Origin of the sequence: Actinomyces sp. Z16, assembly GCF_003111765.1 — a bacterium.
GTDB lineage: Bacteria > Actinomycetota > Actinomycetes > Actinomycetales > Actinomycetaceae > Actinomyces > Actinomyces glycerinitolerans.
Map to the genome: position 1 here is coordinate 2,636,579 of NZ_CP027862.1, position 13,063 is coordinate 2,649,641.

The 13,063-nt window shown below is 71.2% G+C and carries 11 protein-coding genes; all 11 read right to left on the bottom strand.

Features of this window, described 5'->3' with window-relative positions; genetic code table 11:
• Position 1: 1 nt before the first annotated feature.
• Positions 2-2,026 (bottom strand): NADH-quinone oxidoreductase subunit L, encoded by a 2,025-nt coding sequence (gene nuoL, locus C3B71_RS11000; RefSeq protein WP_108968051.1) that lies wholly within the window; start codon positions 2,024-2,026, stop codon positions 2-4.
• A 14-nt stretch (positions 2,027-2,040) separates the two neighbouring features.
• Positions 2,041-2,346 carry an NADH-quinone oxidoreductase subunit NuoK gene (gene nuoK / locus C3B71_RS11005; RefSeq protein WP_073330915.1) on the bottom strand — a complete coding sequence of 102 codons (306 nt, stop codon included), beginning with the start codon at positions 2,344-2,346 and terminating at the stop codon, positions 2,041-2,043.
• Positions 2,343-3,326: an NADH-quinone oxidoreductase subunit J gene (locus C3B71_RS11010; RefSeq protein ID WP_108968053.1), complete on the bottom strand. Its 984-nt coding sequence runs from the start codon at positions 3,324-3,326 to the stop codon at positions 2,343-2,345. The genes nuoK and C3B71_RS11010 overlap by 4 nt, the downstream gene beginning before the upstream one ends.
• Positions 3,323-4,018 carry an NADH-quinone oxidoreductase subunit NuoI gene (gene nuoI / locus C3B71_RS11015; RefSeq protein WP_108968055.1) on the bottom strand — a complete coding sequence of 232 codons (696 nt, stop codon included), beginning with the start codon at positions 4,016-4,018 and terminating at the stop codon, positions 3,323-3,325. The genes C3B71_RS11010 and nuoI overlap by 4 nt, the downstream gene beginning before the upstream one ends.
• The gene (gene nuoH, locus C3B71_RS11020; RefSeq protein ID WP_073330923.1) at positions 4,011-5,444 is read right to left on the bottom strand and encodes an NADH-quinone oxidoreductase subunit NuoH; all 1,434 of its coding nucleotides are present in this window, start codon (positions 5,442-5,444) and stop codon (positions 4,011-4,013) included. Before nuoH ends, nuoI begins: the two co-directional genes overlap by 8 nt.
• Complete coding sequence (locus C3B71_RS11025) at positions 5,441-8,158, bottom strand: NADH-quinone oxidoreductase subunit G (RefSeq protein WP_108968056.1); 2,718 nt, start codon at positions 8,156-8,158, stop codon at positions 5,441-5,443. Before C3B71_RS11025 ends, nuoH begins: the two co-directional genes overlap by 4 nt.
• 4 nt (positions 8,159-8,162) lie before the next feature.
• A complete protein-coding gene (gene nuoF / locus C3B71_RS11030; protein ID WP_073331395.1) occupies positions 8,163-9,449 on the bottom strand; it encodes an NADH-quinone oxidoreductase subunit NuoF in 1,287 nt (428 codons plus the stop codon).
• A gap of 71 nt (positions 9,450-9,520) precedes the next feature.
• Positions 9,521-10,288, bottom strand: a complete 768-nt coding sequence (gene nuoE, locus C3B71_RS11035) for an NADH-quinone oxidoreductase subunit NuoE (protein WP_108968059.1) — start codon at positions 10,286-10,288, stop codon at positions 9,521-9,523.
• Positions 10,288-11,658: an NADH-quinone oxidoreductase subunit D gene (locus C3B71_RS11040; RefSeq protein ID WP_083565836.1), complete on the bottom strand. Its 1,371-nt coding sequence runs from the start codon at positions 11,656-11,658 to the stop codon at positions 10,288-10,290. Before C3B71_RS11040 ends, nuoE begins: the two co-directional genes overlap by 1 nt.
• Before the next feature lie 8 nt (positions 11,659-11,666).
• Complete coding sequence (locus tag C3B71_RS11045; RefSeq protein WP_108968061.1) at positions 11,667-12,437, bottom strand: NADH-quinone oxidoreductase subunit C; 771 nt, start codon at positions 12,435-12,437, stop codon at positions 11,667-11,669.
• Positions 12,434-13,054 carry an NADH-quinone oxidoreductase subunit B gene (locus C3B71_RS11050; RefSeq protein ID WP_073330938.1) on the bottom strand — a complete coding sequence of 207 codons (621 nt, stop codon included), beginning with the start codon at positions 13,052-13,054 and terminating at the stop codon, positions 12,434-12,436. Before C3B71_RS11050 ends, C3B71_RS11045 begins: the two co-directional genes overlap by 4 nt.
• Positions 13,055-13,063 lie beyond the last annotated feature (9 nt).

Here is a 13,063-nt window from a genome sequence, read left to right on the forward strand (position 1 = left end):
CTCAGAACCTGCCGGCCAGGACGGCGATGAGTACGAGCACCGTTCCGCCGAGCATGTAGCCGGCGTAGGAGCGGACGCTGCCGGACTCGGTGCGGGCGGTGAGCCGGCCCAGCGCCGCAGTGCCCTTGGCGAGCCCCTCGACGGCGCCGTCGACGACGTAGTGGTCCGTGGCCCCGGCCGCCAGGACGAGTCCCTGGCCGGGCCGCATGGCGACAGCCTCGTTGATGGTGTCCTGGTACATGTCGTGGCGGGCGGCCTCCACCATCACGTTGGAGCGCTGCACCACCGTGGGCACCGCGCGGCGCACGTACATGACCCAGGCGACGACGGCGCCGACGATCACCAGGGCGAGAGTGGAGACCATGATGACGGTGGCCGGGAGGACCGGCTCGCCGTGCGCGCCCGCCTGCCCGGTGACGGGCTCCAGCCAGGTGACGAAGGTGTCGCCGATGCTCAGCGCCCAGCCCAGGCCGACGGAGAAGACCGACAGGACGATCAGCGGCAGGGTCATCAGCCAGCCGGACTCGTGCGGGTGGACCTCGCCCTCAATGTCCTTGGCCGTGGTCCAGCGGGGAGTGCCGTGGAAGATCATGAAGAACAGCCGCGACATGTAGAAGGCGGTGAGTCCCGCCCCCAGCAGGGCGATGGTGCCCAGGATCCAGGGACGGGCGCCGTCGCCGACGAAGGCCGCCTCGATGATCTTGTCCTTGGACCAGAAGCCAGAGAAGGGCGGAATGCCCATGATGGCGAGCCAGCCGATGCCCATGGTGATCCAGGTGAGCTTCATGGCGCGGCGCAACCCGCCGAAGCGGCGCATGTTCACCTGGTCGCTCATGGCGTGCATGACACTGCCGGCGCCGAGGAACAGCTGTGCCTTGAAGAAGCCGTGGGTGAGCAGGTGGAAGATGGCGAAGGCGTAGCCGACCGGGCCGAGACCGGCCCCCAGCATCATGTAGCCGATCTGGCTCATGGTGGAGGCGGCCAGCACCTTCTTCATGTCGTCCTTGGCGCAGCCGATGACGGCTCCCAGGGCCAGGGTGATGGCGCCGACGACGGCGACGGCCAGTTGGGCGTCGGGGGCGCCCTCGAAGACGGCACCGGAGCGGACGATCAGGTAGACGCCGGCGGTGACCATGGTGGCGGCGTGAATCAGCGCGGACACCGGGGTGGGGCCGGCCATGGCGTCGCCCAGCCAGGCCTGTAGCGGGAACTGGGCGGACTTACCGCAGGCGGCCAGCAGCAGGAAGAAGCCGATGGCGGTCAGCCAGCCGGTGGAGATGGTCCCCTCCTGGGCGGCGGGCAGCACCGCGTCGTAGGCGACCGAGCCGACCTGGGCGATGCAGGCCATCATGGCCAGCAGCAGGCCCACATCGCCGATGCGGTTCATGACGAAGGCCTTCTTGGCGGCGGCCGCGTTCTCCCGGCTGGTGAACTGCTCCGCCTGGGGGGCGTCGGCATCGGCGGTGTTCCAGAAGCCGATGAGCAGATAGGAGGCCAGACCCACGCCCTCCCAGCCGATGAACAGGGAGATGTAGGAGTCGCCGAGCACCAGGGTGAGCATGGCGGCGATGAAGAAGTTCAGGTAGGCGAAGAAGCGGCGGCGGTCCCGGTCGTGGGCCATGTAGGCCACCGAGTAGACGTGGATGAGAAAGCCGACGCAGGTCACCAGTGCCACGAAGGTCAGTGACAGCGGGTCCAGGCGCAGGCCCAGTTGCACGTTCAGGTCGCCGGCGCCGAACCAGCGCCACAGTGGTACGCCCAGGACCCGGTCGGCGGCGTCCAGGCCGAGCACCTGCGCGAGGATGATCAGGCCCAGGACGGCGCTGAAGAGCGATGCGGCCACGCCCAGCCAGTGGCCCCAGGCGTCGGCGGCCCGACCCGCCAGCAGCAGGATGGCGGCCGAGGCCGCGGGCACGGCGATCAGCAGCCAGGCCAGTGCGGCGGCGCCGGTGGCCGGGGCGGCGGCCCCGACGACGGACTCGGCGGCCAGCAGGCCGGTGGAGAGCACGAGAGGGGATGCGGTCATGGTCTCGGGCTCCTTCAGTGCTTGAGCAGGTTCAAGTCGTCGACGGACGTGGACCTGCGGGTGCGGAAGATGGACACGATGATGCTCAGCCCGACCACGACCTCGGCGGCGGCCACCACCATGACGAAGAAGGCGAACACCTGCCCGGTCAGGTCCCCGTACAGGCGGGAGAAGGTGACCAGGACCAGGTTGACGGCGTTGAGCATGAGCTCCACGCCCATCAGCTCGATGATGGCGTTGCGTCGCAGCAGCACGGTCAGGGCGCCGAGGGTGAACAGCACCCCGGCCAGCACGACGTAGGCGGTGATGGGGACGCTCACTTGTGCTCCTCCTTCTGGGCCGGGGCGGCCGGGTCTGCCGGTTCGTCGGCGACGTCCGCCGGCGCCTCGGCCGGGGCCAGGGGTTGGACGACGTCCGGGGCGGGCGCGCCGGGCATCGCCGGCATGCCGGAGCGGCCCACGCTCGCGTCCTCGCGGCTGGTGATCCGGCCGGCACGCTGGGCCGCGCCCATCTCCGGGGAGACGTCGGACAGTTCCAGGTCCTGCCCGCGCACGCGCAGCACCCGGGGAATGGACTCCTCCAGGGCCTCGCCGGAGGCGGCCAGGGCGGGGGCGGCGGCGGTGTTGGTGGCGGCATAGACGCCGGGCATGGGCTTCTGGCCGGGGTGCGCGCCGGTTTCGGCGTAGGCGCGCATCTTGGCTTCCACCCGGTCGCGCTGGGTCAGGCGGGGGCGCACGCGCTGCCGGTGGGTCAGGGTCAGCGCCCCGACGGCGGCGATGATCAGCAGGAGGCCGGTCAGCTCCATGGTGACGACGTGGTCGCCGAACAGCACGGCGGCCAGCGTCTGGGGGGTGGCGGCGTCGCCGTCGGCCAGGCCGGTGGCGGCCGGGAAGACGGTGCGCCACACGACAGCGGAGAGCACCACGATCAGGCCGGCGCCGAAGAGGGCGGCCAGGCCCTTCGTGGCGGTGGAGTGGGCGGCGATGGGCTCGTCCCCGCCCACGCCGACCAGCATGATGACGAACAGCACCAGGGTCATGACGGCGCCGGTGTAGACGACCACCTGGGTGATGCCCAGGAAGGGCGCCTCGCCGGCGATGTACAGCACCGCCAGGCCGAGCATGATCATGATCATGCTCACGGCGGCGATCACGGCCCGCCTGGCGGTCAACAGGCCGATGCCGCAGCCGACGGTGAGCAGGGCGACGACGGCGAACAGGATCGCCTCGCCGCCCGAGACGGTGCCGGAGGCGGTGAGCGTGGCGGGCAGGGCGGATGCGGCCGCAATGGCGGGCGTCATGAGTGCACCGCCTCCTTCCGGGGCGCGGGGACCGGGCGGGCGGTGGCGAGCGTCGGGTCGTCGGGGCGGTGTGCGCGCACCCAGTCGACCTGGCCCTGGGTGGGGCCGGTGATGGCGCCGCGGTAGTAGTCGGCGTCCTCGGTGCCCTCGACCATGGGGTGGGGGGCGGCCAGGGCGCCGTCGGGGACGGGCGCCAGCAGGTCCTGCTTCTCGTAGATCAGGCCGGTGCGGTTGGGGCCGACCAGTTCGTCGATCTCGTGGGTCATGGTCAGCGCGCGGGTGGGGCAGGCCTCGATGCACATGCCGCAGAAGATGCAGCGCAGGTAGTTGATCTGGTAGACGCGCCCGTAGCGCTCGCCGGGCGAGTACTGCGCCTCGGGGGTGTTGCTGGCGGCCTCCACGTAGATGGCGTCGGCGGGGCAGGCCCAGGCGCACAGCTCGCAGCCGACGCACTTCTCCAGGCCGTCGTCGTACCGGTTGAGCTGGTGCCGCCCGTGGTAGCGGGGCATGAGCACCGGCTTCTCGAAGGGGTACAGCTCGGTGACCGTGGGCTTGAAGATGGAGGAGAGCGTCACCCCGTAGCCGGCGACGGGGGCGAACACGCGTCCCAGGGCGCTGGGCTCGTCGCGCAGCCACTGGTCGTGGTCGGTGTCCTCCCGACCCCGGGGGGCCTGGGGTGTGGGGTCAGTCATCGGTTTCCTCCTGAACGGTGACGTCGGAGTCGGTGGTCGTGGCGCCCGCAATCGCCAGGTCACTGGCGGCGTCGCGCACGGGGGCGGCCGTCTGCGCGGCACGGCGGGAACGCGGCGAGGGCGGCAGCTGCTGGCCGGGCAGCGGCGGGACGGGGAAGCCGCCGGCGAAGGCGTCCAGTTCCTCACCCGGCACGGTGATGTCCACGCCGGCAGCGGCGGTGGTTGCCTCTTCCTCTTCCTCCCCCTCGGGCAGGACCAGCAGGATGATCATGGCCACCAGGAAGATGGCGGCCAGCACGAGCAGCAGCCCCTGAGTGGAGCCGCCGGAGAAGGCCCGGTAGCCCTGGACGATCGCAACCAGTACGAACCACACCAGGGAGACGGGGATGAGGAACTTCCAGCCGAGCTTCATGAAGTGGTCGTAGCGGATGCGCACCAGTGTGCCGCGGGTCCAGATGAGCAGGAACATCACGCACCACACCTTGGCCAGGAACCACAGCATCGGCCACCAGCCGGAGTTGGCGCCGTCCCAGAAGCTGGCCAGGATGAAGGAGCGCCACCCGCCCAGGAACAGGGTGGTGCACACGGCCGAGACGTTGAGCATGTTCAGGTACTCGCCCAGGTAGTACCAGGCGAACTTCATCGAGGAGTACTCCACCATGTGCCCGGCGACGAGCTCGCCCTCGCCCTCGGGCAGGTCGAAGGGCAGCCGGTTGAGCTCTCCGACCATGGAGACCAGATAGATCAGCAGGCTGGGGATCATGGCCAGTCCCCACCACAGGCGCTCCTGGGCGGCGACGATCCCGGAGGTGGACATGGTGCCCGAGGCCAGGAAGACCGTCAGGATCGACAGGCTCATGCTCAGCTCGTAGGAGATGACCTGGGCGGCCGAGCGGACGGCGCCGAACAGCGGGTAGGTGGAGTGCGTGGACCAGCCGCCGAGGATGATGCCGTACACGCCGAAGCCGGTGATGGCCAGCACGTACAGGATGGCGACGGGGAAGTCCGTCAGCTGCAGCGGGGTGGAGTGGCCGAACATGCTCACCTGCGGCCCGAAGGGGATGACCGCGTAGATCATGAAGGCGGTGAAGGCGGCGATGACCGGCCCCAGGACGTAGATGAACTTCTCGGCGCCCTTGAGCCAGAAGTCCTCCTTCATGATCAGCTTGGCGGCGTCGGCGATCAGCTGCGGCAGGCCGAGCGGACCGTTGACGTTCGGGCCGGGGCGGGTCTGGATGCGCCCCAGGATGCGGCGCTCGGCCCAGATCGCGACGATCACGCTGAGGATCAGGAAGACGATGATGAAGACGGCCTTGATGAGGGTCAGCCACCAGGTCTCGTCGGAGAAGTCGGCCACCACACCCCCCTGGGCGGCGAGTGCCGCCGGCAGGGCGGCGGGGATAGCGGAAACACTGAGCGGATTCACTGGGCCACCTCCGGGCTGTCCACAGTGGTGAGCGAGAGGGAGACGCCGGCGCCGTGGCCGACACCGAGGCTCTGGCGGACCGTGGAGCCGGGCGAGCACTCCGGCAGCCAGACGGTTCCGTCGGGGACGTTGCCGATGGCGGCAGGCAGCGTGATGGTGCCGGCCGGGCCGGTCACGGCGACGCTTTCGCCGCCGGTCAGGTGCAGGCGGGCGGCCAGGTCGACGCCCACGCGGGCGACGGGGCGCAGGGCGGTGGCGGCCAGGAAGGGCTCACCGTCCTGCAGGCGGCCGGAGTCGAGCATCGGCTTGTGGGTGGCCAGGACGGCGTCCAGGCCGGAGACCGTGGAGCGGCCCGGCTGGTCCGCCGCCTCCGTCGCGGCCGGGGCGGACTGCGCCTGCGGGCTGAAGGTTACGCTTGGACGCGCTCCGGCCCATAGGCCCAGCGCGGCCACCTGCGCGTGCACGTCCTCCAGCGTGTCCACCCCCAGGTCGGTGCCCATCTCGGCGGCAAGTGCGGCCAGCACCTGCCGGTCGGTGCGGGCGCGGGAGACGTGGGCCTGCCCGAAGGGGCGCACGCGCCCCTCCCAGTTGACGAAGGTGCCGTTCTTCTCCACGGGCGGCGCCACCGGCAGCACCACGTCGGCGTGCTCGCTGACTTCGCTGCGGCGCACCTCCAACTGCACGGTGAAGCCGGAGGCGGCCAGGGCGGTGCGGGCCAGGCCCGGGTCGGGGAAGTCGCGCAGGTCGACGCCGCCGATCACGACGCCGCCGAGCTCGCCGTCGGCGAGGGCGTCCAGGATGGCGGTGGCGTCACGGCCCGGCTGCGCGGGCAGCGGGTCGGGGGCGTTCAGGCCGCCGCCGGGCGCCCACAGCTGCTGGACCTCGGCGCGGGCGGCGGGGTCGGCGACGGGGCGGCCGCCGGGCAGCAGGTGCGGCAGCAGGCCGGCCTCGATGCCGCCGCGCTCACCGGCGCGGCGCGGCACCCAGGCCAGGCGGGCGCCGGTGGCTTTGGCGAGCGTGTCCACCACGGACAGCAGGCCGGGTACGGCGGCGGCCCGCTCCCCCACCAGGATGGTGGCGCCGTCCTCCCCCAGGGCCCGGGTCAGCTCCGGGTGGGTCTGGGACAGCAGGGCGACGGCGCGGGCCTCGGTGCCGGGGGCGGCGAGGATGACATCGGCGTCGAGCTTGCGCGAGCCGGCCGAGGCGAGGTTCGCGACGGTGGCGACCTTGACGCCCCCGGCGCGCACCCCCTTGCGCAGCCGCAGGAACAGCGAGCCGCATTCGTCCTCGGGCTCCAGGGCGATCAGCAGCACCTGGCCGGCGCTCTCCAGCGACCGGTAGGTGACCGCGCCCAGGCCGGTGCCGGCCACGCGGGCGGCGAGGAAGGAGTCCTCCTCGGGGGAATGGTCGCGCACGCGCTGATCGATGTCGTTGGTGCCCAGCACGGTGCGGGCGAACCGGGACCAGGCCCAGCCGTCCTCCAGGGTCAGGCGGGCGCCCGGCAGGAGCCCCACCCCGCCGTCGGCGCGGGCGGCGGTCAGGCCGCGGGCGGCCACGTCCAGGGCGTCGGACCAGGAGGTGGGCACCAGCTCACCGGTGTTCTCGTCACGCACGAGCGGCACGTCCAGCCGGTCCTCCAGGGTGGACCAGGGGAAGGCGAAGCGGTCCTTGTCGGTGATCCACTCCTCGTTGACCTCCGGGTCGTTGCCGGCAAGTCGGCGCAGCACCACGCCGCGGCGCATGTCCACGCGCAGGGCGGAGCCGGAGGCGTCGTGCTCGGTGACCGTGTCGGTGGACACCAGGTCGTCGGGGCGGGCCCGGAACCGGTAGCGGGCGCTGGTCAGGGCGCCCACCGGGCAGATCTGGATGATGTTGCCGGAGAAGTAGGAGGCGAAGGGGCGCCCGGAGACGTCCAGCTCCTCGGCCCCGCCGAGCGTGCCGGGCCCGTAGACGGTGCCGTCGACGACGCCGGGCTGCCCGCCCGGGCCGGTGAGGTCGTCCTCGGTCACCAGGTGCTCGCCGCCGCGCACGGTCTGGGTGGGCGCGGTGGCTTCGGGGTTGTAGAAGTCGAGCACGCCGGCGTCGAAGCGCCCGATCTGCTCGGAGTAGAGCCCGCCGGTGATCTCGCCGCCCGCGTGGCCGGCGCCGCGCCCCTGCAGGGTGATGAAGCGGTCGCCGGCGATCTGGTCGGCGAAGCGCACGCAGCGCTGGCACAGGATGCAGCGGTCGCGGTCCAGCAGAATGTTGCTGGTCAGGCGCAGCGGCTTGGGGAAGGTGCGCTTGACGTCGGTGAAACGGGTGACCGCCTGGGCGCCGGTCGCCATGAGTTCCAGCGCCTGGTTCTGCAGGGGGCACTCGCCGCCCTTGTCGCACACCGGGCAGTCCAGCGGGTGGTTGATCAGGAGGAACTCCATGTTGCCGGCCTGCGCCTTGGCGGCCATCGGGCTGGTGGCCTGGGTGGAGACCTCCATGCCGTCGGAGACGGCGGTGGCGCAGGCGGGCTGGGGCTTGGGCATGGGGCGGACCACGCCGTCGCGGCCGGGCGCGGCCACCTCCACCAGGCACTGGCGGCAGTTCGCCGACGGCGACAGCAGCGGGTGGTCGCAGAAGCGCGGGATGCGCACGCCGGCCCGCTCGGCGGCACGGATGATCGGAGTGCCCTTCTCAACCTCGAGGTGCGTGCCGTCGATCGTGATGTTGACCGTGTCAGTCATCTGGTCACCGTCCGCTCTGAGCCTGGCTGTTGACAATGGAGGAGGCCGCCGGCGGGAACAGCTCGGCAGCGGGAGTGGTGTAGCCGGCCTCGAACTCGCTGCGGAAACGCTTGATGCCCGACGCGATCGGGGTGGCGGCGGCGTCCCCGAGGGCGCAGAACGAGCGGCCGGAGATGTTGGCGGCGATGTCCTCCAGCTTCTCCACATCACCGGGCCGGCCCTGCCCGGCCTCCAGGCGGGTCATGATCTGCCGCATCCAGTAGGTGCCCTCGCGGCAGGGGGTGCACTTGCCGCAGGACTCGTGCTGGTAGAACTCGGTCCAGCGGGACACCACCCGCACCACCGAAACGGTGTCGTCGAAGACCTGCAGGGCGCGGGTGCCCAGCAGGGAGCCGGCACCGATTACGGACTCGTAGTCGAGCGGGACGTCCAACTCCTCGGGACCGAAGATGGGGGTGGAGGAGCCGCCCGGCACCCAGAACTTCAGCTTGTGGCCGGGCCGCATGCCCCCGGCCAGCTCGATCAGCTCGCGCATGGTGATGCCGAAGGGGGCCTCGAACTGGCCGGGGTTTACCACGTGCCCGGTCACGGAGAACAGGCCGTGTCCCTTGGAACGCTCGGTGCCCATGGAGGAGTACCAGGCGGCCCCGCGGGTCAGCACCCCGGGCACGGAGGAGATCGTCTCCACGTTGTTGATGACCGTGGGACGGGCGTACAGGCCCTGCACGGCCGGGAAGGGGGGCCGCAGGCGCGGGTGGCCGCGCCGTCCCTCCAGGGAGTCCAGCAGTGCCGTCTCCTCACCGCAGATGTAGGCGCCGGCGCCGGCGTGCGCCACGATCTTCAGCGGCTGCTGGCCGTCCAGGCCGAAGCCGTCGTCGAGCAGGCCGGCGTCGGTGGCGTCGTGGATGGCGTGCAGCAGTCGCCGGTAGGCGTGGGCGACCTCGCCGCGCACGTATACGAAGGCGCGGTCGGCGCCGATGGCGCGGGAGGTGATGGCGACGCCCTCGACAAGGGCGTGGGGGTTGGCCATCAGCGTGGGCATGTCCTTGCAGGTGCCGGGCTCGGACTCGTCGGCGTTGACCACCAGGTAACGGGGCAGGCCATCCGGGGCGGGCAGGAAGGACCACTTCAGGCCCGTGGGGAAGCCGGCGCCGCCGCGGCCGCGCAGGTTGGAGGCCTTGACCAGGTCGACCAGCTCACCGGCGCTCATGGTCTTGGCGCGGGCCAGGCCCTGGTAGCCGCCGGCGTCCCGGTAGGCGTCCAACGTCCAGGAGCGCTGCTTGTCCCACATGTCGGTGACGACCGGGGTGAGGGTGCCCGGGGCGGTGAAGGTCGGCTCCGCGGAGCCGGGAGTCTGCTCGCTCACTTGTCCTCCTCCTGAGTGGGTGCGTCGGTGTGGGCCGCCTCGGCGGCGGGCTGCTCGCGGGGAGCGGTCCAGTCGTGCTCGCGAGCCAGGCGCAGACCGCGCAGGCTGGACTCGCCGGCGGCAATGCCCTCGTCGGCGCGGCCGTCGTCGAAGCCGGCCAGCAGCCGCTCGTTCTCCCGGAAGGTGGGCACGGTCTCCGGGCCGCGGGTGGGGGTGATGTCCTCGCCGCGTTCGAGCCGCTCAACCAGGTCCACGGCGGAGGCGGGGGTCTGGTTGTCGAAGAACTCCCAGTTGACCATCACCACGGGGGCGTAGTCGCAGGCGGCGTTGCACTCCACCCGCTCCAGGCTGATGCGGCCGTCCGCGCTGGTCTCGTCGCTGCCCAGGCCGGTGTGCTCGCTGACGGCCTGCCAGACGTCGTCGCCGCCCATGACGGCGCACAGCGCGTTGGTGCACACGCCCACGTGGTACTCGCCGGCGGGGTGACGGCGGAACTGGCTGTAGAAGGTGGCGACGGCGGACACCTCGGAGCGGGTCAGCCCCAGCTTCTGGGCGACCAGGGCGATGCCGGCCGGGGATACATAGCCGTCCACGCTCTGCATCAGGTGCAGCATGGGGATGATGGCGCTGCGCTCATGCCCGGCCGGGTAGCGGGACATGATCTCGGCGATGTCGGCGTCCAGCTGCGCGGCCACGTCGGGGGCGTAACCGAGGGCGATGCCGGCGGCGTCGGCCGGGGCGGGGGTGTTCTCAAGGGTGCTCATTAGCGGTCCACGCCTCCCAGGACGGGGTCGATCGAGGACAGTGAGGCGACGACGTCGGCGATCATGCCGCCCTCGCACATCATGGCCAGCGATTGCAGGTTGGAGTAGGAGGGGTCGCGGAAGTGGACCCGGTAGGGGCGGGTGCCGCCGTCGGAGACGGCCTGGATGCCGAGGACGCCCTTGGCGTGCTCAACGGTCTGGTACACCTGCCCGGCCGGTACCCGGAACCCCTGGGTGACGAGCTTGAAGTGGTGGATCAGGGACTCCATGGAGGTGCCCATGATCTCCTTGACGTGCTCCAGGGACTGGCCCTGCCCGTCGGTGGCGATGGCCATGCGGGCCGGCCAGGCGATGGTCGGGTCCGCGACCATGACGGTGTTGGACGGATCGTCGCCGCGGGCGGCGATCTCGTCGAGCCGGTCCAGCGCCTGGGAGACGATCTTGAGCGACTGGTAGCACTCGTCGAAGCGGACCCGCAGCCGGTTGTAGCAGTCGGAGTTGTCGTAGACGGGGACCTCGAAGTCGTAGGTCTCATACCCGCAGTAGGGGCGCAGCTTGCGCATGTCCAGCGGGTAGCCGGCCGCCTTCACGCACGGGCCGGTCAGGCCCATGGCCATGGCGGCGGCGAGGCTCATCTCGCCGATGCCCACGAACCGGGACTTCAGAATCGGGTTGGCCATGAGCAGGGATTCCAGCTCGCCCAGGTCGTTCTTGATGTTGGGCATGACCGAGCGGACGAAGTCGGTGAATCCCTCCGGCAGGTCCTGGGCCAGGCCGCCGGGGCGCACGTAGGCGTGGTTCATGCGCAGCCCGGTGGCCATTTCGAAGGCGCGCAGGATGTTCTCGCGGCAGCGGAAGGAGATGGTCATCAGCGTGGTGCCGCCCATCTCGTTGCCGGCCGAGCCGATGGCCACCACGTGGCTGGCGATCCGGTTGAGTTCCATGAGCACCACGCGGGCGACGGTCGCCTTCTCGGGGACGTCGTCGGTGATGCCCAGGAGTTTCTCCACCGCCAGGGCGTAGCCGACCTCCTGGAAGAAGGGGGCCACGTAGTCCATGCGGGTTACGAAGGTCTCCCCCTGCACCCAGGTGCGGTACTCCATGTTCTTCTCGATGCCGGTGTGCAGGAAGCCGGTGCCGGCGCGCAGCTCGGTGACCGTCTCCCCGTCCGTCTCCAGCAGCAGGCGCAGCACCCCGTGGGTGGAGGGGTGGATCGGGCCCATGTTGACCACGACGCGGTCGTGCTGGAGGCGGTCCTCCTCATCACGGGCGGCGATCTGGGCGGCGATGTCGTCCCAGTCGCCGCCGTTGGCGGTGAACTGGGGGGCGCCGTCGGCGAGGGAGTCGGTGGCGGGGCCGGTGGCGTGCATGTTGCTCATCAGCGGTACGACCTCCGGGTGTCGGCGGTGGCGGTTGAGGCGCCCTTGTACTCGACGGGGATGCCGCCGAGGGGGTAGTCCTTGCGCTGGGGGTGCCCGACCCAGTCGTCGGGCATGGCCGAGCGCGTCAGGTTGGGGTGGCCGTCGAAGACGATGCCCATCAGGTCCCAGGCCTCGCGCTCGTGCCAGTCATTGCCCGGGTACACCGGCACGAGCGAGGGCACGTGCGGGTCGGAGGCGGGGCAGGTGACCTCCAGGCGCAGGGCGCGGGCGCCGTGGGTCAGGGAGATCAGTTCGTAGCAGGCGTGCAGCTCGCGGCCGGCGTCGCCCGGGTAGTGCACGCCGGTGACGCCCAGGCACAGCTCGAAGCGCAGGTCCTGGTCGTCACGCAGGGGGCGGGCCACGTCCAGCAGGTGCTCGCGGGTGACGAACACGGTCAGCTCGTCGTGCTCGACGACGACCTTCTCGATGGCGGCGGCCGGCTCGACCCCCGCCTCGGTGAGGTCCTCGATCAGGGCGTCGACGACGTCGTCGAACCACCCCCCGTAGGGGCGGGTGGCGGCGGGCGCGAGGGCGACCACGCTGGTGGTGTCGCCGTAGCCGGTGGTGTCGCCGGCGTCGGCGGCGCCGAACTGGCCGGTGTGGGCACCGATGACCTCCAGGCGCAGTTCCTCGCGCACCGGCTTGCCGGCGATCTCCGGGACGGCGGGGGCGGTCTCGGCGACGGCGTCGGGCTCGGCTGTGGGGTTCGCGGCGTTGTCGGTGCTCATGCGAGCAGCCCCTTCATCTCGGCGGTGGGGGTGGCCTTGAGGGCGGCGGCCTCGACGGCGCGGGCGATCTCCTCGCGGTGGGCGAAGATCGGCTTGCGCTCGATCTGGCGGGTGAGCTCGAGCATGGCGTTCAGGAGCATCTCGGGGCGGGGCGGGCAGCCGGGCAGGTAGATGTCTACCGGCACGATGTGGTCGGCGCCCTGGACCACGGCGTAGTTGTTGAACACGCCGCCGGAAGAGGCGCAGGCCCCCATGGAGATGACCCACTTGGGCTCGGGCATGGAGTCGTAGACGTTGCGCACCACCGGCGCCATCTTGTGGGAGACGCGGCCGGAGACGATCATGACGTCGGAGTGGCGCGGGGAGGCGCGGAAGACCTCCCAGCCGAAACGGGCCATGTCGAAGCGGGGCGTGCCGGTGGCCATCATCTCGATGGCGCAGCAGGCCAGGCCCATGGTCACCGGCCACAGCGAGCGCGCCTGCGCCAGGTCGGCGAGTTTCTCCACCGTGGTGAGCATGAAGCCGGGGCCCTCGACGCTTTCCAGCGCCTGGGCGTACGGGTCATCCCGCTTGGAAGGGATGTGGAGCATCTTCTCCCGGTACTCGTGCATGTCCATGAGGGGTTA

Coding starts and splice junctions, on each gene's coding strand:
- C3B71_RS11040 (WP_083565836.1), bottom strand. CDS start 11,658: ATGCACGCCACCGGCCCCGCCACCGACTCCCTCGCCGACGGCGCCCCC.
- nuoL (WP_108968051.1), bottom strand. CDS start 2,026: ATGACCGCATCCCCTCTCGTGCTCTCCACCGGCCTGCTGGCCGCCGAG.
- C3B71_RS11050 (WP_073330938.1), bottom strand. CDS start 13,054: ATGGACATGCACGAGTACCGGGAGAAGATGCTCCACATCCCTTCCAAG.
- nuoI (WP_108968055.1), bottom strand. CDS start 4,018: ATGACTGACCCCACACCCCAGGCCCCCCGGGGTCGGGAGGACACCGAC.
- nuoF (WP_073331395.1), bottom strand. CDS start 9,449: ATGTGGGACAAGCAGCGCTCCTGGACGTTGGACGCCTACCGGGACGCC.
- nuoE (WP_108968059.1), bottom strand. CDS start 10,288: ATGAGCACCCTTGAGAACACCCCCGCCCCGGCCGACGCCGCCGGCATC.
- C3B71_RS11025 (WP_108968056.1), bottom strand. CDS start 8,158: ATGACTGACACGGTCAACATCACGATCGACGGCACGCACCTCGAGGTT.
- C3B71_RS11045 (WP_108968061.1), bottom strand. CDS start 12,437: ATGAGCACCGACAACGCCGCGAACCCCACAGCCGAGCCCGACGCCGTC.
- C3B71_RS11010 (WP_108968053.1), bottom strand. CDS start 3,326: ATGACGCCCGCCATTGCGGCCGCATCCGCCCTGCCCGCCACGCTCACC.